The organism is Bradyrhizobium glycinis (assembly GCF_016031655.1).
Classification (GTDB): domain Bacteria; phylum Pseudomonadota; class Alphaproteobacteria; order Rhizobiales; family Xanthobacteraceae; genus Bradyrhizobium; species Bradyrhizobium glycinis.
Map to the genome: position 1 here is coordinate 49,581 of NZ_JACCHQ010000002.1, position 17,042 is coordinate 66,622.

Annotated in this window: 14 protein-coding genes; 8 read left to right on the plus strand and 6 right to left on the minus strand. The window is 63.2% G+C overall.

The features are described from left to right. Positions 1–81 precede the first annotated feature (81 nt). Complete coding sequence (gene ppc / locus HZZ16_RS04565; RefSeq protein ID WP_197947324.1) at positions 82–2,880, minus strand: phosphoenolpyruvate carboxylase; 2,799 nt, start codon at positions 2,878–2,880, stop codon at positions 82–84. 693 nt (positions 2,881–3,573) lie between these two features. On the opposite strand from ppc, the gene HZZ16_RS04570 reads away from it, so the two are divergent. From HZZ16_RS04570 to HZZ16_RS04590, 5 genes are all read left to right on the plus strand, one after another. Beyond that, entirely contained in the window at positions 3,574–4,680 is a 1,107-nt protein-coding gene (locus HZZ16_RS04570; protein ID WP_197947325.1) for a TRAP transporter substrate-binding protein, read from the plus strand. Between the two features lie 93 nt (positions 4,681–4,773). Further along, on the plus strand, positions 4,774–5,337 hold the full coding sequence (locus HZZ16_RS04575) for a TRAP transporter small permease subunit (RefSeq protein WP_197947326.1): 564 nt from the start codon (positions 4,774–4,776) through the stop codon (positions 5,335–5,337). After that, a complete protein-coding gene (locus HZZ16_RS04580; protein WP_197947327.1) occupies positions 5,334–6,758 on the plus strand; it encodes a TRAP transporter large permease in 1,425 nt (474 codons plus the stop codon). Before HZZ16_RS04575 ends, HZZ16_RS04580 begins: the two co-directional genes overlap by 4 nt. A 130-nt stretch (positions 6,759–6,888) precedes the next feature. Further along, positions 6,889–7,368 carry a GNAT family N-acetyltransferase gene (locus HZZ16_RS04585; RefSeq protein WP_197947328.1) on the plus strand — a complete coding sequence of 160 codons (480 nt, stop codon included), beginning with the start codon at positions 6,889–6,891 and terminating at the stop codon, positions 7,366–7,368. Positions 7,369–7,488: 120 nt separating this feature from the next. Then, positions 7,489–7,767 (plus strand): hypothetical protein, encoded by a 279-nt coding sequence (locus tag HZZ16_RS04590; RefSeq protein WP_197947329.1) that lies wholly within the window; start codon positions 7,489–7,491, stop codon positions 7,765–7,767. 410 nt (positions 7,768–8,177) lie between these two features. On the opposite strand, the gene HZZ16_RS04595 is transcribed toward HZZ16_RS04590, so the two are convergent. The 3 genes from HZZ16_RS04595 to HZZ16_RS04605 all read right to left on the minus strand — a co-directional run bounded on the left by HZZ16_RS04595 (position 8,178) and on the right by HZZ16_RS04605 (position 11,187). Beyond that, positions 8,178–8,582, minus strand: coding sequence for a YccF domain-containing protein (locus tag HZZ16_RS04595; protein WP_197947330.1), 405 nt, complete (start codon positions 8,580–8,582; stop codon positions 8,178–8,180). A 91-nt stretch (positions 8,583–8,673) separates the two neighbouring features. Further along, positions 8,674–10,218 carry an acyl-CoA synthetase gene (locus HZZ16_RS04600; protein ID WP_197947331.1) on the minus strand — a complete coding sequence of 515 codons (1,545 nt, stop codon included), beginning with the start codon at positions 10,216–10,218 and terminating at the stop codon, positions 8,674–8,676. 159 nt (positions 10,219–10,377) lie between these two features. After that, entirely contained in the window at positions 10,378–11,187 is an 810-nt protein-coding gene (locus HZZ16_RS04605) for a crotonase/enoyl-CoA hydratase family protein (protein WP_197947332.1), read from the minus strand. 105 nt (positions 11,188–11,292) lie between these two features. Here HZZ16_RS04605 and HZZ16_RS04610 point away from each other — a divergent pair, with 105 nt between their 5' ends. Both HZZ16_RS04610 and HZZ16_RS04615 read left to right on the plus strand, forming a co-directional pair. Beyond that, positions 11,293–12,165 (plus strand): SDR family oxidoreductase, encoded by an 873-nt coding sequence (locus HZZ16_RS04610; RefSeq protein WP_197947333.1) that lies wholly within the window; start codon positions 11,293–11,295, stop codon positions 12,163–12,165. Positions 12,166–12,408: 243 nt separating this feature from the next. Further along, positions 12,409–13,986, plus strand: coding sequence for a fatty acid--CoA ligase (locus tag HZZ16_RS04615; RefSeq protein ID WP_197947334.1), 1,578 nt, complete (start codon positions 12,409–12,411; stop codon positions 13,984–13,986). Positions 13,987–14,276: 290 nt separating this feature from the next. Here the strand turns inward: HZZ16_RS04615 and HZZ16_RS04620 are convergent, their stop codons facing one another. After that, positions 14,277–15,551 (minus strand): acyl-CoA dehydrogenase family protein, encoded by a 1,275-nt coding sequence (locus HZZ16_RS04620; protein WP_197947335.1) that lies wholly within the window; start codon positions 15,549–15,551, stop codon positions 14,277–14,279. Positions 15,552–15,765: 214 nt separating this feature from the next. Between HZZ16_RS04620 and HZZ16_RS04625 the strand changes: the two genes are divergently transcribed. Then, positions 15,766–16,545 (plus strand): enoyl-CoA hydratase-related protein, encoded by a 780-nt coding sequence (locus tag HZZ16_RS04625; protein WP_197947336.1) that lies wholly within the window; start codon positions 15,766–15,768, stop codon positions 16,543–16,545. A 117-nt stretch (positions 16,546–16,662) separates the two neighbouring features. On the opposite strand, the gene HZZ16_RS04630 is transcribed toward HZZ16_RS04625, so the two are convergent. Beyond that, positions 16,663–17,040, minus strand: a complete 378-nt coding sequence (locus tag HZZ16_RS04630; RefSeq protein ID WP_197947337.1) for a DUF6285 domain-containing protein — start codon at positions 17,038–17,040, stop codon at positions 16,663–16,665. Positions 17,041–17,042 lie beyond the last annotated feature (2 nt).

A 17,042-nucleotide genomic window follows, 5' to 3' on the forward strand; every position in this document is an offset into this window, starting at 1 on the left:
GGCGCTCGCACGAGCGAGCGAGCCCGGAAGCTCGGGGTTCCGGGTTCGCCCTTTGGGCGCCCCGGAACGACGAGCTGCAAGCTACCCGGTATTCCGCAACCCCGCCGAGATCCCGTTGATCGTCAGCTGGATCCCGCGCAGCACCTGCTCGTCGGGGTTCTGCGCGCGGTGCTCTCTCAAGAGTTCGACCTGCACGTGGTTGAGCGGATCGAGATAGGGGAAGCGGTGGCGCACGGAGCGCTCCAGCAGCGGATTGCCCTGGAGCAGCCGGTCCTGGCCCATGATATCGAGCAGCGTTTCGATGCAGGAATGCCATTCGCGGCGGATGCGGCCGAAGATCTTTTCGCGCAAGGCTTCGTCCGGCACGAGCTCGGCGTAGCGCGAGGCGATCGCGATCGAGCTTTTCGCCAGCACCATGTCCATGTTCGACAGCAGCATGCGGAAGAACGGCCATTCCTTGTAGAGCTCTTTCAGGAACGGCATGCCCTGCTCCGGATGCTCCGCGATCCACTGCTCCACCGCGCTGCCGAAGCCGTACCAGCCGGGCAGCATCAGGCGGCATTGCGCCCAGGAGAACACCCAGGGAATCGCGCGGAGGTCCTCGATCGCGCGGGTCTTCTTGCGCGAGGCCGGACGGCTGCCGATGTTGAGCGTCGCGATCTCGTTGATGACGGTGGACGCCCAAAAGTAATCGACGAAGCCTTCGGTCTCGTAGACGAGACCGCGATAGGCCTTGAAGGCGAGGTTCGACAATTCGTCCATCGCGGTCAGATATTCGCGGCGCGGCGCGCTCTGGCGTGGATGCAAGAGGCTCGCCTCCAGCGTTGCCGCTGCGAGGATCTCCAGATTGTTGCGGCCGACCTCGGCGTTGGAATATTTCGACGAGATGATCTCACCCTGCTCGGTGATGCGGATCTGGCCGTTCACGGCACCGCCGGGCTGGGCGATGATGGCGTCATAGCTCGGCCCGCCACCGCGCCCCACAGAGCCACCGCGGCCGTGGAACAGGCGTAAGCGCACGTGGTGGCGCTCGAACACCTCGACGAGGCCGATCTCGGCCTTGTAGAGCTCCCAGCCCGAGGTGACGAAGCCGCCGTCCTTGTTCGAGTCGGAATAGCCGAGCATGACCTCCTGCACGCTGCCGCGGCTGTCGACGAGGCGGCGGTAATCGTGCAGCGAGAGCATGCGGTCCATGATGCTGCTCGAGGCCTGAAGATCCTCGATGGTCTCGAACAGCGGCACGATGTTAATGGCGCTGCGGCCGGAGGGATGGACGAGGCCGACCTCCTTCAGGAGCACGGCGACCTCGAGCATGTCGGACATGCCCTTGCACATCGAGATGATGCATTGGGGAATGGCGTCCGAGCCGAATTTCGCATGCGCTTCCGCGGCGGCATGGAACACGTTGAGCTCGCCCATGGTCTCGTCGCTGTATTTGACGAAAGGCGAGACCAGCGCGCGCGTCGAGCGCAATTCGTTGGTCAGCAGCGAGATGCGGGCGTCCTCGCCGAGCGCGAGATAGGACATGCCGGGGTTGGCGGCGTCGATCAGCTCGGCAATGGTGCGCTCGTGCACGGCCGAGTTCTGGCGGATGTCGAGCCGGGCGAGGTGGAAGCCGAAGCAGTCCACCGCGCGGCGCAAGTGCCGCAGCCGGCCGCGGGCGATAACGCGGGCGTTGTTGGAGATTAGCGAGCGGTGCAGCACGTCGAGATCGACCTGCAGCTCCCTGACGCTCTCGTAAGGCGCGGCTTTGCCGACCGGCCGGCGCGTGATCTCGACTTCGAGCTTTTCGGCCGTCGCGGTGAGACGGGCATAGATGCCTGAGACTGCAAGGCGATAGGGCTCGCCGCTCCGGTGCGGCGAGGTGTCCGGCGAGCGCTCCGCCAGGTTGCGCAGCTCCTCCGAGACGTCGGCGAGATGGGCCGCGATCGACAGCTCCGCGCCGAGCACGTGCAGCTCGTTGAGATAGAACTGCATCACCCGGCTCGATTGCAGCCGCAGCGTGCCGCGCATCACGTCGGCGGTGACGAAGGGGTTGCCGTCGCGGTCGCCGCCAATCCAGCTGCCCATGCGCAGGAACGAGGCGAGTTCGCTTGCGGCCTGCTCGCCGCCCTCCTCCAGCCGGTCCTCCAGCGCGTTGATGAGCCGCGGCACCTCGCGCAGGAAGGTGTAATCGTAGAACGACAGGCCGTTGGCGACCTCATCCAGCACGGTGAGCTTGGTCCGGCGCAAGAGATTGGTCTGCCACAGCGTCAGCACCTCGCGGCGGAGCTGCTCGTCGCCGGCAGCCGCCTCCTCCGCGGTCAACGCGACCCGCTCGCGGCGGTCGAGCAGCGCTGCAATCTCCATCTCGCGGTCCATGGTGCTCTTGCGGCGGACCTCGGTCGGGTGCGCGGTCAGGACCGGGCTGACCAGCGCGGTCTTGAAGAAGGTGCGGAGCTGGTCGGGGCCGATGCCGGCCGCCTTGGCATGCGCCAGCGTCTCCGCCAGCACGCCGGAGCCGCCATTCATGGTCGCCGCGCGCGCGCGCATCTGTCGAATGTTGTTCTGGTCCTCGGCGATGTTGGCGAGGTGCGAGAAATAGCTGAAGGCGCGGACGATGCGCACGGTCTCGGAGGTCGACATGCTGTCGAGGATCTGCTCGAGCTCGCGGCGGGCGAGCCGGTCCTCGTCGCGGTGGAACCGGATCGAGGTCTGCCTGATGCGCTCGACCAGGTCGAACACATCGGCCCCCTCCTGGTCGCGCACGGTGTCGCCGAGGATGCGCCCGAGCAGGCGGATGTCGTCCCGCAGCCGGGCGTCGGCCTCCATCGCCTGGACATCCTCAGGGCGGTTGGGGCGTTGCTCACTGGCGTCGGATGGTACGGTCTGGAGGGACATGGCTCGCTCCCCTGCTCGCGCCCTTGGCGGCCCGGTCCGGCGGAGTGTGCGATATTTTTCTGCCGCAGTGCAAGATGAAGTTGGCGGCGATGCGGCAGGGCGAAGATTTCGTGGCTCTGCAGCGCATCGCTAAGGAGCGAGGCGCTGCGTCCGGCGCACGAGAATAGACATGCCTTCGCGGTCTCGCGGCGCAGGCGCCCGAAGCTTTGCTGTCCGTTTCGCCCTCATCGAGAAGCAAGGGCGCAGGGAAGGTCAGGCGGTGGCTGGCACGGCCCGACCGGGTGCGCACATCGATCATCCGCAAGGCGACGGGGCAATAGTGCATCGCTCCCCAGGGGGAGCGCGCCAAAACGTCCCTTTGACGAGCCGGGGTATAATGCGGTTTAGCCAAAATCCGAAATTCGGTCAATCAGAATAATTCGGAACAGGAGCCGCAGCCAAAGGCTGCCCCCGGCGTCTGGTTTGCCACCGACTGCCAGCGTAACTAACGAATGGAGATTTCGTCGCCTAAGGCCCAAGAGCTCAACGTCTCAACCACGTCCAATTCCAGCGCTTGCTGCGGCCAGAAACCAAGATGACAACTTACGGCAATGGTGGCAGAATGGTGGCAGACGTGGTTTGAAGAGTTGGCGACCAAGAACAACGAAGAAAATAGTTCGCCGCGGTCACGTTGTCCAAGGGAGGAGATGGCTCATGAAACGCTTGTTTCTGGGGTTAGTCGCCGTTGCCCTGATCGCTTCGGCGTTTGTCGTATCCACCACAACAGTCATGGCGCAGACGAAGGTGTTGAAGATGCAGGCCACATGGCCGGCGTCGCTCACGCTCTATGACAACTTCACCTATTTCGTCGACCGGGTGAACAAGCTGTCAGCCGGCGCGCTGAAGATCGAGGCTATGCCCGCCGGCCAGGTCGTGCCGGCGTTCGAGGTGCTGGACGCAACCCACAAGAAGGTGCTCGACGGAGCGCATGCGTGGGCCGGCTACTGGACCGGCAAGAACAAGACCGCGATCCTGTTCACCGGCGGTCCCGGCGGCACCTTCGGCATGGACTTCATGGACGTGATGGGTTGGCTCTATCACGGCGGCGGCCTCGAGCTTTACAACGAGTTTTATCAGAAGGAGCTCAAGCTCAACCTCGTCGTGTTTCCAATCCTGCCTGCGGGGCCGCAGGCATTCGGCTGGTTCAAGAAGCCGATTCAGACGGTCGAGGACATGAAGGGCATGAAATGCCGCCAGACCGGAATGGCCGGCGAAGTGTGGCAGGCGCTCGGCTTCACGGTGGTCAACATGCCGGGCGGAGAAATCATTCCCTCCGCGCAACGCGGCGTGATCGATTGCGCAGAATGGGTCGGCGGCATCGAGGACCTGCAGCTCGGCTTCCACAACGTCTGGAAGTACCACTATTCGCCAGGCGTGCATGAGAACGTGACGATCGGCGAGATCGTGATCAACGGCGATGTGTGGAAGGAGCTCAGCCCGCAACATCAGGAGATCATCAAGTCGGCGGCCAACGAGACATTCCTCGTCTGGTGGACCAAGTGGCAGCGCCAGAACGCCGATGCGCTGATCGAGATGCAGCAGAAGCACGGCGTACAGATCCTGCGCACGCCGACCGAAATCCTGCTGGCCTTCATCAAGAAGTGGGACGAGATCGCGGCAGCCGAGGGCGCGAGGAATCCGTTCTTCAAGAAGGTGCACGACTCGCAGAAGGCGTATGCCAGCGCTGTGGTGCCGTACAAGCGGTTCTATTTCCCGCCATACTCTTTTATGGCGAACTATTACTTCCCGGTCGAGAAATAGGGCTTCCTCCGAGGGCGGCCGATTTGACCGCCCTCAATTCGCACGCAGGCGGCCTGCTTGCGCCGCACGAATGATCGGCGAAAGGGGCGAGGCATGGCTGAGATAACAGGCAGGCAGCCGCCGGCGCTACTGGCCATCATCAGGATGATCGACGGCTTCACGGACCGGACCGGCACGATCATCTCGTGGCTCTCGGTGCCGCTGGTTCTCGCCGTCGCCTACGAGGTTGGAGCGCGTTACCTGTTCAACGCGCCGACCATATGGGCCTACGACGCAACCTACATGCTGTATGGCTCGCTCTTCATGCTTGGCGCCGCTTACGCGCTGCACAAGGGTGCTCATATCCGCACCGACTTCTTCTGGGAGAAGTTCTCGATCCGCAGGAAGGGCTGGATCGATACGATCTCCTATGTCGTCTTCTTCTTCCCGAGCCTGATCATGCTGTCCCTGATCGGCTGGAACGAATTTTACTACGCCTGGCTGATCAACGAGACTTCGGACCAGACACCATGGCGGCCCGTGCTGTGGCCGTTCAAGTTCGTCGTGCCGCTCGCCTGCCTCCTGCTGCTGGTCCAGGGCGTGTCCGAGTTGATCAAGAGCATCTACATGGCGCGCACCGGCGTCGAGCTCGAGCACAAGGAGAAGGTCGAGATATGACCGCAGAAGCGCTCATCGGCGTCGTCATGCTGCTGGTGCTGCTCGGCGCGATCTTCATCGGTGTGCCGATCTCGTTCACGTTGCTGTTTCTCGCCTTTACGTTCGGCTACTGGGGCATGGGCGCGACGGTCTTCGAGCTTGGTTACTTCCAGACCATCGGCATGATGAAGGAAGAACTCCTCGCCGCCGTGCCGCTGTTCATCTTCATGGGCTTCATCACCGAGCAGGCGGGATTGATGGAGCGCCTTTTTACGGCGTTCCGCATGCTGCTTGCGCCCGTGCGCGGCGCACTCTTCCTCGTGGTCATCCTGACCTCGACCGTGTTCGCGATGGCGACAGGAATCGTCGGCGCAGCCGTCACCGTTCTTGGCATCATGGCCTCGCCTATCATGACGAAGGCGGGTTATGACGCCAAGCTTTCAGCGGGCACCATCACGGCGGGCGGTACGCTCGGTATTCTCATTCCCCCGTCGGTCATGCTGATCGTGATGGGACCGGTACTCGGGGTATCGGTGGCCGATCTCTATGCTGCAGCCTTCGGACCGGGCTTTCTGCTTGCTGGCATCTACATCGCCTATCTGATGGGCCGCTCCTTCATCAACCCCAAGCTCGGGCCTCCGGTACCAAAGGATGAGCGGATCTACTCCGCTGGACACATTGCGCGCGAGGTGGTCGTCGGCACGCTGCCGCTGCTAGGGCTCATCACGGCGACGCTCGGCTCGATCATCGGGGGGCTTGCGACGCCGACGGAGGCCGCCGGAATCGGCAGCGTGGGCGCACTGATCCTTGCCATCGCATATGGCAGGTTCTCGTTCCGCGGACTGCAGCGCGCTATGACCTCGACGATGGCGACGTCGAGCATGGTCCTGCTGCTGGCGGTCACGTCGAACATTTTCGGTGCGGTGTTCGCCCGCCTTGGCTCGGCGAACTGGATCACCGAGTCCATGCTCGGCCTACAGTTGCCGCCGAGCCTCATGCTGATTGTCGTGCTCTTTCTCATTTTCCTGCTGGGGTGGCCGTTTGAGTGGCCAGCCATCATCCTGGTGTTTCTGCCGATCTTCTATCCCGTCGTGAAAGGCATGGGCATCGACCTCATATGGTTCGGAGCGTTGGTTGCGGTGGTGCTGCAGACCGCCTTCCTATCGCCGCCCGTCGCCATGTCAGCGTACTATCTCAAGCAGGTGGTCAAGGGCTGGAGTCTCGGGACGATCTACGCTGGCATGTTCCAGTTCATGGTGCTGCAGGTGATCTGCGTTGGCCTGATGATTGCCTTCCCCGGCATTGCGACCTGGTTCCCACACACGCTGCAAGAGGCATCTCGCAGCCAGGTGATCCCCGAGGAGTACAGAAAAATCCTGGAACAGCAGAAACAAGCACCGTCCCTGGAAGACGAGGACTGGTTGACACCAAAAAAGAAGTAGCGCGTAGCAACCATTAAAACGGTAGCTGCCTTCTACCGATTGAGACCTGCGTTGTTGTGTTCGGGGAGAACCAGATCAAGCCACCGCCGTACCTTGCGGTTGTGTCACGAGCGCTGTAGCTATTTCTGAAATGGAAATCCGCGACGCCAGGATTGAGGACGCAGAAGCCGCCTGCCTCGTTATGAGGCGGTCGATTGCGGAACTGTGCGAGGCCGATCACAAGAACGATACCACCATCTTGGAGCGGTGGTTAGGAAACAAGACCCCTGAGATCTTCGCGTCTTGGATTAGTCAGCCGGGAAATTCGTTGCTGGTGGCAGTTGAGGACAACAAGATTCTTGCCGTGGGTTCGGTTACTGACGCAGGCCAAATCACTCTGAACTACGTTTCTCCCGACGTCAGATTCCGCGGTATCAGTCGTGCATTGCTTCGGGCGCTCGAAGCACGAGCGCTGGAGCGAGGCAACACGCGATGCAGCCTGAATAGCACCGAAACCGCCCTTCGATTTTATGGCTCCAACGGCTACGAGGCGGACGGTCAGCCTGTCGGCAAGTTCGGTACCAGCTCCGGCTATCCAATGTCGAAGACGCTCGTTACGCCTACACGTTGACGGCCAACGACTTCGGGGTCAAGGTTACATGAGCTCGTCGCAGCCGATGGATTGATGGGTTTCGCTGGCGCTCTACCCATGCTACGAGCTCCCGCCTATCGGCAAGCGGAGTAGGCAACAATGTTTGCGGCGGTCGCGGTCGTTTTTCTGCTGGTCGTCTTGTTGGCCCCTTCATGGGGCGTGCTTTATTTTCGTCGGACGACCTTTGGGCAAGCGATAGAAGCCGCGTGGCGCGTCTGGATGGCGCAAGTGATTGTATCTGTCGCCCTCACCGTCCTTGCCGATTATCTGGGTTTCCTGAATCCAGCCGGCTATACGCTTGCAATATGCCTCTTGGTTGGATTTGCAGGCGCTCTTTTCCTGCGATCAAGAATGAATAGGCCGCATCGCACGAGCTAAGGTCCCGAGGACGATCGACGTCGGCGGACGAGCGGCCAGATCGCGAACGACATTACAATCCACCAGAAGCCAAGGAGGCAGAGCCCGAACCAAAGGTGATGTGCGCCTTGACTGACCGAACCCAGGACGCATCTCACGCCCATTGGTGGACATAGCACATTCGACAGACGAACCAGCCAGGTTGCTGGCGTCCAAACGGCTGTGAAAACGGACTCTACCGCTCCGCGACTAACAACACTTAGTGCAATCACGCCCAACGCGCAGATCAATCCGCCGAGCAGGTGCAAAATCAAACGCATCGTGTTCGTAAACCTTAGTGAGCAGCGGACGAACTGATGAGTTTCATTAAAGCTCTACCCATCCTGGGCTGACGGGTTTCGCTTGCGCTCTACCCATCCTACCCGTTCATCCTATGCCGGCACGATCACCTTGCCGATCGGCCAGAGCGCGATGCCGGCGAGCTTCAGGTGGGCCCAGGCGAAGGGGATGCCGATGATGGTGACGGCGAGCACCAGCGCGGTCACGAGGTGACCGAGCGCCAGCCACCAGCCGGCGAGCACGAACCAGATGATGTTGCCGATCACCCCGAGCGGGCCGGTGCCGATATCCTCGACGCCGGTCACTTCGTAGCGGTTGACCGCGCGCGAGCCGAACGGCAGCAGCGTGTACACCGCGATGTTGAACGCCGCCCGCGCCCAGGGCAGGCCGATGATGGTGATCGCCATGACAACCGCGGCGATCAGCCAGCCGAACGCCATCCAGGCGCCGCCGATGAGGATCCAGAGGATATTGAGGAGAATGGATACGGGCGCCATGGCATGATCCGGAGGTGGATTGATCCCATCTATATAGGCTCCGAATCAGTCCCTGCTAAGACGCTTCCAGGACCGTGCGGCGTAGCTCGGGCTAGATCTTCCTCCCCGCCTGCTCCCAATATGGATCGCGCAGGCGGCGCTTGAAGATCTTGCCGGAATCTTCGCGCGGCAGGCCTGAGCGGATCTCGATGTGCTTGGGCACCTTGTAGTCGGCCAGATGCGCCTTCAGCGCGGCGCGGACGGCGGCGGCATCGAGCGTCACACCCGGCTGCGGCTCGACCACGGCCATCAGCGCTTCGCCGAATTCGGTGTCGGGGATGCCGAACACCGCGCAATCGTGCACGCCGGGGACGGCATGCAGCACGGATTCGATCTCAGCAGGGTAGATGTTCACGCCCCCGGAGATCACCATGTCGCGCTTGCGGTCGCAGATGAAGACGTAGCCGTCTTCATCTATATAGCCGACGTCGCCCGAGGTGATGAAGCCGTCGCGGTCGATCTCGGCGCGCTTCTCCGGCTTGTTGTGATAGGTGAAGTCGGCCATATCAGGCATGCGGGAATAGATCTCGCCGATCTCGCCCGTGCCGAGCACGCGGCCGTCCTCGCCGATGAAGCGCAGCTCGGCGCCGGGCGAGATCCTGCCGACGGTGCCGGGCTTCTTCAGCGCATCCTCGGAGGTTGCGAAGGTCACGGCGCTGGATTCGGTCGAGCCGTAGAACTCGTAGATCACCGGCCCCCACCATTCGATCATGGCGCGCTTGACATCGGCCGGGCACGGCGCGGCCGCATGGATGACATGGCGGAGCGAGGAGACATCGTACTTCCTGCGCACCTCCTCAGGCAGCTTCATCAGGCGGATGAACATGGTCGGCACCATGAAGATGGTGTCGATTTTGTAGCGCTCGATCGCTTGCAGAAACTCCTCCGCCTCGAAGCGCGGCATCAGCACCAGCACTCCGCCGAGCTTGCCGGCGCGGATGCCGAACGAGTTCGGCGCGGAATGATAGAGCGGGCCCGGCAGCAATGCGCGAGCGCCGGGCTCGAGCCCGTAGATCATCGCGCGCATGCGTTCGCCCGCGGCCTGCTGCTCCGGCGTCGGCGCATTGCGGCGGACCCCCTTGGGATGGCCGGTGGTGCCCGAGGTGTAGATCATGTTCATGGGCTGCGGCACGACCGGGCCGTCATAGGGCGGATGCTGCGCGAGCCACGATTCGAAATCGATCGCAAAGCCAGGCGTCGTCAGATGATCCGCATCGATCTTGTAATTGGACAGGATCTCCGGCGGCGTCGGCACGCTGAGCACGGTGACGCCCTCAGGGATCGCGTCACGCAAGCCGTGCAGCATGTCGGCATGGCCGATCAGGACCGCGGTGCCGGAATCCTTCAGGATGTAGGTGATCTCCTCCGGCTTGAAGTGCCAGTTGATCGGCACGCCATAGGCCCCGAGCCGCATCGCGGCATAGGCGGCTTCGAGGAAGGCGATGTCGTTGCGCATCAGCATGCAGACGCTGTCGCCTTGGCGCACGCCGATCTGGGCGAGGCCGGAGGCGATACGGTCGGCGCGGTCGGCGACCTCGGCGTGGGAACGGCGGCGGTTGCCCGAGACGATGCCGAGGAAGGGGGACGTTTGGCTCATTGTTGGTTTCCGATCTTTCGTCGGGTTGAAGGGCATGGACACAACCACGGTCGTCATTCCGGGGCGCGCCTCTTGGCGCGAGCCCGGAATCCATACTCCCGATCGTGGTTATGGATTCCGGGCTCGATGCTTCGCATCGCCCCGGAATGACGGGAGTTGCTAATCCGCAAAATTCGGCGCGCGCTTCTCCAGGTTGGCGCGCACGGCCTCGGTCTGGTTGGGGCTGCCGATCAGCTTCTGCTGTTCGACGGATTCGGCGAGCAGTGCCGGGCCCGGATCGACCGAGAGATTGCTCAGCATCCGCTTGGCCGCGCGGATCGCATCGGGGCTCTTCCCAGCGATCTCGCGTGCGACGTCCAGCGCGGCCGTGCGCGGGTCGTCGCAGATGCGCGTGGCGAGACCGTAAGTCATCGCCTCCTGGGCGGAGAAGATGCGCCCGGTATAGGTGAGATCGCGCAAAATATCGTCGCGCACCAGCGAGGCCAAGATCGGCGTGCCCGCCATATCTGGCACGAGGCCCCATTTGATCTCCATGATCGACATGCGCGCATCCGGGCTGAGAAAGCGCATGTCGGCACCGAGCGAGAGCTGAAAACCGCCGCCGAAGGCAACGCCGTGCACGGCCGCGATCACGGGCATCGGAAGCTGGCGCCAGCCCCACACCGCCTGTTGCGCGAAGTTGGCCTTGCCATACGTGCGCACCGTGAGATCGCGATTTTCGCCACCCGGAATTCCGTTGCCGCCCTTCTCCTTCATGGCGGCAAAACGTCCCATGTCCAGCCCGGCGCAGAAGGCGCGGCCCTCGCCCGAGAGCACGACGGCGCGCACGCCTTTCTCCCTCGAAAGCCGGTCCGTTGCGGCGACGAGGGCCTCGAACATGGGCTGATCCAGCGCGTTCATCTTGTCGGCGCGCACCAGGCGCACGTCGGCGACGCCTTCCGAGATCGAGATCGAGACGCGATCGTCCATGGACGAATTCTCCCCTGTTCTTGTTCAGTGCCGCTTTACAGGACGCTGGCGGCCGGATTTAGTCAATCGACCAATTAACTGACAATCCCTACGGGGGAAACAGCCATGTTCAAGGAAAATCTTCTGGCCGGCCGGCGTATTCTTGTGACCGGCGGCGGCACCGGTCTCGGCAAGTCGATGGCGGCGCGCTTTCTCCAGCTCGGCGCCGAGGTGCACATTTGCGGCCGGCGCAAGATCGTCTGCGACGAGACCGCGACCGAGCTGATGGATCTCTACGGCGGCCGCGTCACCAGCCACGGCGTCGACATCCGCAACGCGCTCGCGGTCGAGGAGATGGTGGAGAACATCTTCCGCGACGGCCCCCTCACCGATCTCATCAACAACGCCGCCGGCAACTTCATCTCGCGCACCGAGGAGCTGTCGCCGCGCGGCTTCGATGCGGTCGCCAACATCGTCATGCACGGCACGTTCTACGTGACGCATGCGATCGGCAAGCGCTGGATCGCGTTGAAGCAGCCCGGCAACGTCGTCTCCATCACCGTGACCTGGGTGCGCAACGGCTCGCCTTACGTGGTGCCGTCGGCGATGAGCAAGTCGGCGATCCACGCCATGACGATGTCGCTCGCGACCGAATGGGGCCGCTACGGCATCCGTCTCAACACCATTGCGCCCGGTGAGATCCCGACCGAGGGCATGAGCAAGCGCATCAAGCCGGGCGACGAAGCCGGCGCGCGCACCAGGGCGATGAACCCGATGGGCCGCGTCGGCACCATGGAGGAGCTGCAGAACCTTGCGGTGTTCCTGATCTCCGGCGGCTGCGACTGGATCAACGGCGAGACCATCGCCATGGACGGCGCCCAGGCGCTTGCCATGGGCGGCAACTTCTATCAGCTGCGCGACTGGAGCGACGACGACTGGAAGACGGCACGCGAGAGCATCATGGCGCAGAACGAGAAGGACCGCGCGAAGCGGGGGTGAGGCCCCCCGCCGTCGTCCCGGGGCGCGCGTAGCGCGAGCCCGGGACCCATAACCACAGGGAGAAGTCGTAGCGCGAGACTGGTAACTCCGAGTCTTCGCAAATCCTTTCCCTGTGGTTATGGGTCCCGGATCTGCGCGCGCTTGAGGCGCGCTTGTCCGGGACGACAGCGGGGCTCGCACCTTGTCTTCACCCGCCGATGACGCCACACTCCCCCGCATAAAAACAAGAGCCACGGGAGAAACATGTCCACACAGCCATTGGCGAACCTCGCCGATATGGTGCGCGAGCGTGCGAAGAGCCGCGGCAGCGCCATCGCCTATGAATTCGAGGGCCGCACCACCAGCTTTGCCGAGTTCGACATCAAGACCAACAAGGTCGCGAATGCGCTCCTCGCGATGGGCGTGAAGAAGGGCGACCGCATCGCCTATCTCGGCAAGAACAGCGACATCTATTTCGAGCTCCTGATGGGTGCGATGAAGGCAGGCGTCGTGATGGCGCCGGTGAACTGGCGGCTCGCCGGGCCCGAGGTCGCCTTCATCGTGTCGGATTGCAAGGCGCCCGTGCTGTTCGTCGGGCCGGAATTCATCGCGCAGGTGCGCCAGATCAGGGACCAGATAGCAGGCGTGCGCACCATCATCACCACCGAGGGCGGCGCGCCGGAGTGGCAGGACTTCGCGGCGTGGCGCGATGCGCAGAGCGGCGACGATCCCAAGGTGCCGATCGACACAAGCGACATCGCGATCCAGCTCTACACGTCGGGCACGACGGGCAAGCCGAAGGGCGCGATGCTGAGTCACGCGAACTTCCTGAACCTCGTGCAGACCGGCAATGCCGAGGACAAGCCTGAGTGGAACCGGTGGTCGACCGACGACGTCTCGCTGGTGGCGATGCCGATCTTTCACATCGGCGGCTCCGGATGGGGCGTGATGGGGCTCTATCACGGCGCCCGCGGCGTGATTGCGCGCGAGTTCGATCCGACCAAGGTTCTGGATTTCTTCGAGCAGTCGGGCATCACGAAGCTGTTCATGGTGCCCGCGGCGATGCAGTTCGTGGTGCGGCAGCCGCGCGCCAGGACGGTCGACTTCTCGCGGCTGAAATACATGCTGTACGGCGCCTCGCCGATTCCCGCAGCACTGCTGAAGGAATGCATCGAGGTCTTCAAATGCGGCTTCGTGCAGATGTACGGCATGACCGAGACGACGGGCACCATCGTCGCGCTGCCGCCGGAGGATCACGTCGAGGGGCTGGAGCGGATGCGATCGGCCGGCAAGCCGCTGCCGGGCGTCGAGATCGCGATCCTGGATCCGGACGGCAAGCCGCTGCCGCCGCGCCAGGTCGGCGAGATCGCGACGCGCTCGGGCTCCAACATGGTGGGCTACTGGAACCTGCCGGAGGCGACCGCCGCGACGCTGCGCGGCGACGGCTGGCTGCGCACGGGCGATGCCGGCTACATGGACGAGGACGGCTATCTCTACATCCACGACCGCATCAAGGACATGATCATCTCCGGCGGCGAGAACATCTATCCGGCCGAGGTCGAGAGCGCGCTGTGCGACCACCCTGATGTGGCGGAAGCCGCCGTGATCGGCGTGCCGGACGACAAATGGGGCGAGGCAGTGAAGGCGGTTGTGGTGATGAAGCCCGGCAAAGAGGCGACCGCGACCGACATCATCAACTTCACCCGGACGCGCATCGCCGGCTACAAGACGCCGAAGAGCGTGGAGTTCCTGCCAGCGCTGCCGCGGAATCCGAGTGGCAAGATCCTGCGACGGCAGCTGCGCGAGCCGTATTGGGCGGGGAAGGATCGACGAGTGAATTGATCCGCGAATGGCGAAGCAATCCACAGCACCACCGCGGTGACATTTCTGGATTGCTTCGCTTCGCTCGCAATGACGGTGTGGAGACAGCGCGCGCCTTTCTCCCCGTCATTGCGAGGAGCTCGCGACAAAATTGCGTAGCAATTTTGCGCTGATGCGACGAAGCAATCCAGGCTGCCGCCACAAGAAGCGGTGTGGGCAAAGGCGCAAAGCGCCGTGCCCACGATTCTTCGTCTGCAAAAAGAGCGGTGGGCACGCTCCGCTTTGCCCACCCTACGATAGCGGTGCAAGCCTCAATGCTTCCCCGGCCCCATATAGCCGAACAAGAATCCCGCCACTTTGCGCATCTGGATTTCCTCGCTGCCTTCGGTGATCCGATACCGCCGGTGGTGGCGGTAGATGTGCTCGAACGGCTTGTGGCGTGAATAGCCCATGCCGCCGTGGACCTGCATCGCGCGGTCGGCGGACTCGCAGCAGAGGCGGTTTGCCCAGTAATTGCACATCGAGACGCGGTCGGAGAGCGTGCGCTCGATCTGCTCCTCATCGAGCTGGTCCATCTCCCAGGCGGTCTTGCGGATCAACAGGCGCAGCATCTCGGCTTGGGTGGCGAGCTCGACTAGCGGGAACTGGATCGCCTGATTCTCGGCAAGCGCCTTGCCGAAGGGCTTTCGCTCCCGTGCATATTTCACGCTCTCGTTGATGCAGTAGACCGCAGCGCCCAGCGAGCTTGCGGCCTGACGGATGCGGTTCTGGTGGACGAAGCATTGCGCCAGCGACAGGCCGCGGCCGACCTCGCCGAACAGCGCATCCTCCGGCACGAAGACGTCGGTGAAGCTGACGCGCGGATGGTCGGTCGGCATGTTGAAGGTCCACATGTACTCCTCGATCCTCACGCCTGGACTATTGGCCGGGATCAGGAAGCAGGTGATGCCGCGGGCGTCGCCGTCATTGCCGCTGGTGCGCGCGAACAGCGCGCAGTGCGTGGCCACATGCATGCCTGTGGTCCACATCTTCTCGCCGTTGATGATCCAGCCCCTGACGTTGTCGCGGGTCGCGGGCACCGCACGCGTTTCCATGTGGGTGGCATCCGAGCCGTGATGCGGCTCGGTCAGGCCAAAGGTGATGCGATACTTGCCCCTGATCGAGCCGTCGATCATCGCCTTCTGGTCGTCGCGCCCGTAGCGGTCGAGCATGGTGACGACGGGGAAGTTGCCGACGATGGAATGTTCGTTCTGCAGATCGTTGTGCAGCCCGAGGCCTTTGGCGGCAAAATGCTCGCGGATCACGGCCATCCAGAGGTTGGAGCCGTCATTGCCGCCGTATCGCTTCGGCACCGGAAAACGCAGATGGCCGGCAGCGTCGGCGAGATCCTTGGCCTTGCGCAGCAGCGCTTCCCATTCGTGGCGCGGCAGGCCGCCATTCTCGAAATCGGTGCGCGCCCATTCGCGGCGATGATCGAAGAAACGGATATTGTCGTCCGCTTCTTCCAGCGGCTTGATCTCGCGTTCGATGAAACGGTCAAGCTCTCCGAGATAGGCGACGAGATCGGCAGGCAATGAGAAGTCCACAGGTTCTCTCCCGGATTGATTTTATCGTTTTGCGTTAAGGCGCTAGGCCGCATTCTTGCTTGGCTCGATTAAGGTGAGAAGAGCGCGTGCAAGTCAAGCAAGGCGAGACGTGCCGGCTGCGCAAAGCGCACCAGCGCAATTCGATGGTGTTCGAACGGACCCGCGCGGTAGTATGCCGCCAACATTCCTTCACGAGAAAGACTGGGAGCGCGCGATGGAGCTGAAATTTTCCAAGGTGGAACGCAAGGGGCCGATCACGATCGTGACGCTGTCGCGGCCCGAGGTCTACAACGCGCTGCACACGGATGCGCATTTCGAATTGCAGAAGGTGTTCGACGATTTCTCCGGAGATCCCGAGCAGTGGATCGCAATCGTCACAGGCGCCGGCGACAAGGCGTTCTGCGCTGGCAACGATCTGAAGTGGCAGGCGGCCGGGGGAAAACGCGGCTGGGACAAGGGCGGCTTTGCCGGCCTCACCTCGCGCTTCGACTGCGACAAGCCGATCATCGCCGCCGTGAACGGCGTCGCCATGGGCGGCGGCTTCGAGATCGCGCTCGCCTGCGACCTCATCATCGCCGCGGAGAACGCGACCTTCGCACTGCCCGAGCCGCGCGTTGGCCTGGCCGCGCTCGCCGGCGGCCTGCACCGCCTGCCGCGCCAGATCGGGCTGAAGCGCGCCATGGGCATGATCCTCACCGCGCGCCATGTCAGCGCCAAGGAAGGTTTCGAGCTCGGCTTCGTCAACGAGGTGGTGCCGCAGGGCGAGGCGCTCGCCGCCGCGCTGCGCTGGGCCGAGATGATCGCCAAGAATTCGCCGATGTCGATCCGGGCTTCGAAGCAGGCGATCCAGAAGGGGCTCGGCGTGCCGCTGGAGCAGGCGATCGCGGAGCAGCGCGACTATCCGGCCGTGCAGGCGATGGTCGCCTCGCAGGACTACATCGAGGGCCCGAAGGCGTTTTCCGAGAAGCGGCCGCCGAAATGGGTGGGGAAATAACAAGTCTCTTCGCTCGTCATTGCGAGGAGCACTTGCGACGAAGCAATCCAGACTGCCTCCGTGGATAGATTCTGGATTGCTTCGCTGCGCTCGCAATGACGGTGGATGGAGCGTCGGCTACCCGCCTCTCCCCAGTTCCCGCCTGTACGACGCATAGTTCGGCTGATCGACCGCGAGCTTGTCCATCGTGGTCGCCCAGAGATGCTCGGCGAGGCCGGACGTTGCCAGATCGACCTCGCCGCTCGCGATGCGCTCGGCGAGCACGCGGTTCAGCTCCATGACTGAGCCGTCGATGCCGAGGAGCGCACGCAGGCGCTCGACCTCTCTCGCATCGCTCCCCGCCTCTCGCGTCAGCTGCCGCGTGACGAGGTCGAGGATGTTAATGGCGACGCGTAGCTTGAAGGCCTGGTGGCCGGAGATCAGCGGCGTGATGTCGTTGCGGAGGAAATCGGCGACTGCCTTGGTCAGCTCGATCGGGGTCGGCTCGTCCTGCATGT

What these genes read in the sequence shown, in the direction of transcription:
- ppc (WP_197947324.1), bottom strand. Translation starts at nt 2,880, where the DNA reads ATGTCCCTCCAGACCGTACCATCCGACGCCAGTGAGCAACGCCCCAAC.
- HZZ16_RS04570 (WP_197947325.1), top strand. Translation starts at nt 3,574, where the DNA reads ATGAAACGCTTGTTTCTGGGGTTAGTCGCCGTTGCCCTGATCGCTTCG.
- HZZ16_RS04575 (WP_197947326.1), top strand. Translation starts at nt 4,774, where the DNA reads ATGGCTGAGATAACAGGCAGGCAGCCGCCGGCGCTACTGGCCATCATC.
- HZZ16_RS04580 (WP_197947327.1), top strand. Translation starts at nt 5,334, where the DNA reads ATGACCGCAGAAGCGCTCATCGGCGTCGTCATGCTGCTGGTGCTGCTC.
- HZZ16_RS04585 (WP_197947328.1), top strand. Translation starts at nt 6,889, where the DNA reads ATGGAAATCCGCGACGCCAGGATTGAGGACGCAGAAGCCGCCTGCCTC.
- HZZ16_RS04590 (WP_197947329.1), top strand. Translation starts at nt 7,489, where the DNA reads ATGTTTGCGGCGGTCGCGGTCGTTTTTCTGCTGGTCGTCTTGTTGGCC.
- HZZ16_RS04595 (WP_197947330.1), bottom strand. Translation starts at nt 8,582, where the DNA reads ATGGCGCCCGTATCCATTCTCCTCAATATCCTCTGGATCCTCATCGGC.
- HZZ16_RS04600 (WP_197947331.1), bottom strand. Translation starts at nt 10,218, where the DNA reads ATGAGCCAAACGTCCCCCTTCCTCGGCATCGTCTCGGGCAACCGCCGC.
- HZZ16_RS04605 (WP_197947332.1), bottom strand. Translation starts at nt 11,187, where the DNA reads ATGGACGATCGCGTCTCGATCTCGATCTCGGAAGGCGTCGCCGACGTG.
- HZZ16_RS04610 (WP_197947333.1), top strand. Translation starts at nt 11,293, where the DNA reads ATGTTCAAGGAAAATCTTCTGGCCGGCCGGCGTATTCTTGTGACCGGC.
- HZZ16_RS04615 (WP_197947334.1), top strand. Translation starts at nt 12,409, where the DNA reads ATGTCCACACAGCCATTGGCGAACCTCGCCGATATGGTGCGCGAGCGT.
- HZZ16_RS04625 (WP_197947336.1), top strand. Translation starts at nt 15,766, where the DNA reads ATGGAGCTGAAATTTTCCAAGGTGGAACGCAAGGGGCCGATCACGATC.
- HZZ16_RS04630 (WP_197947337.1), bottom strand. Translation starts at nt 17,040, where the DNA reads ATGCAGGACGAGCCGACCCCGATCGAGCTGACCAAGGCAGTCGCCGAT.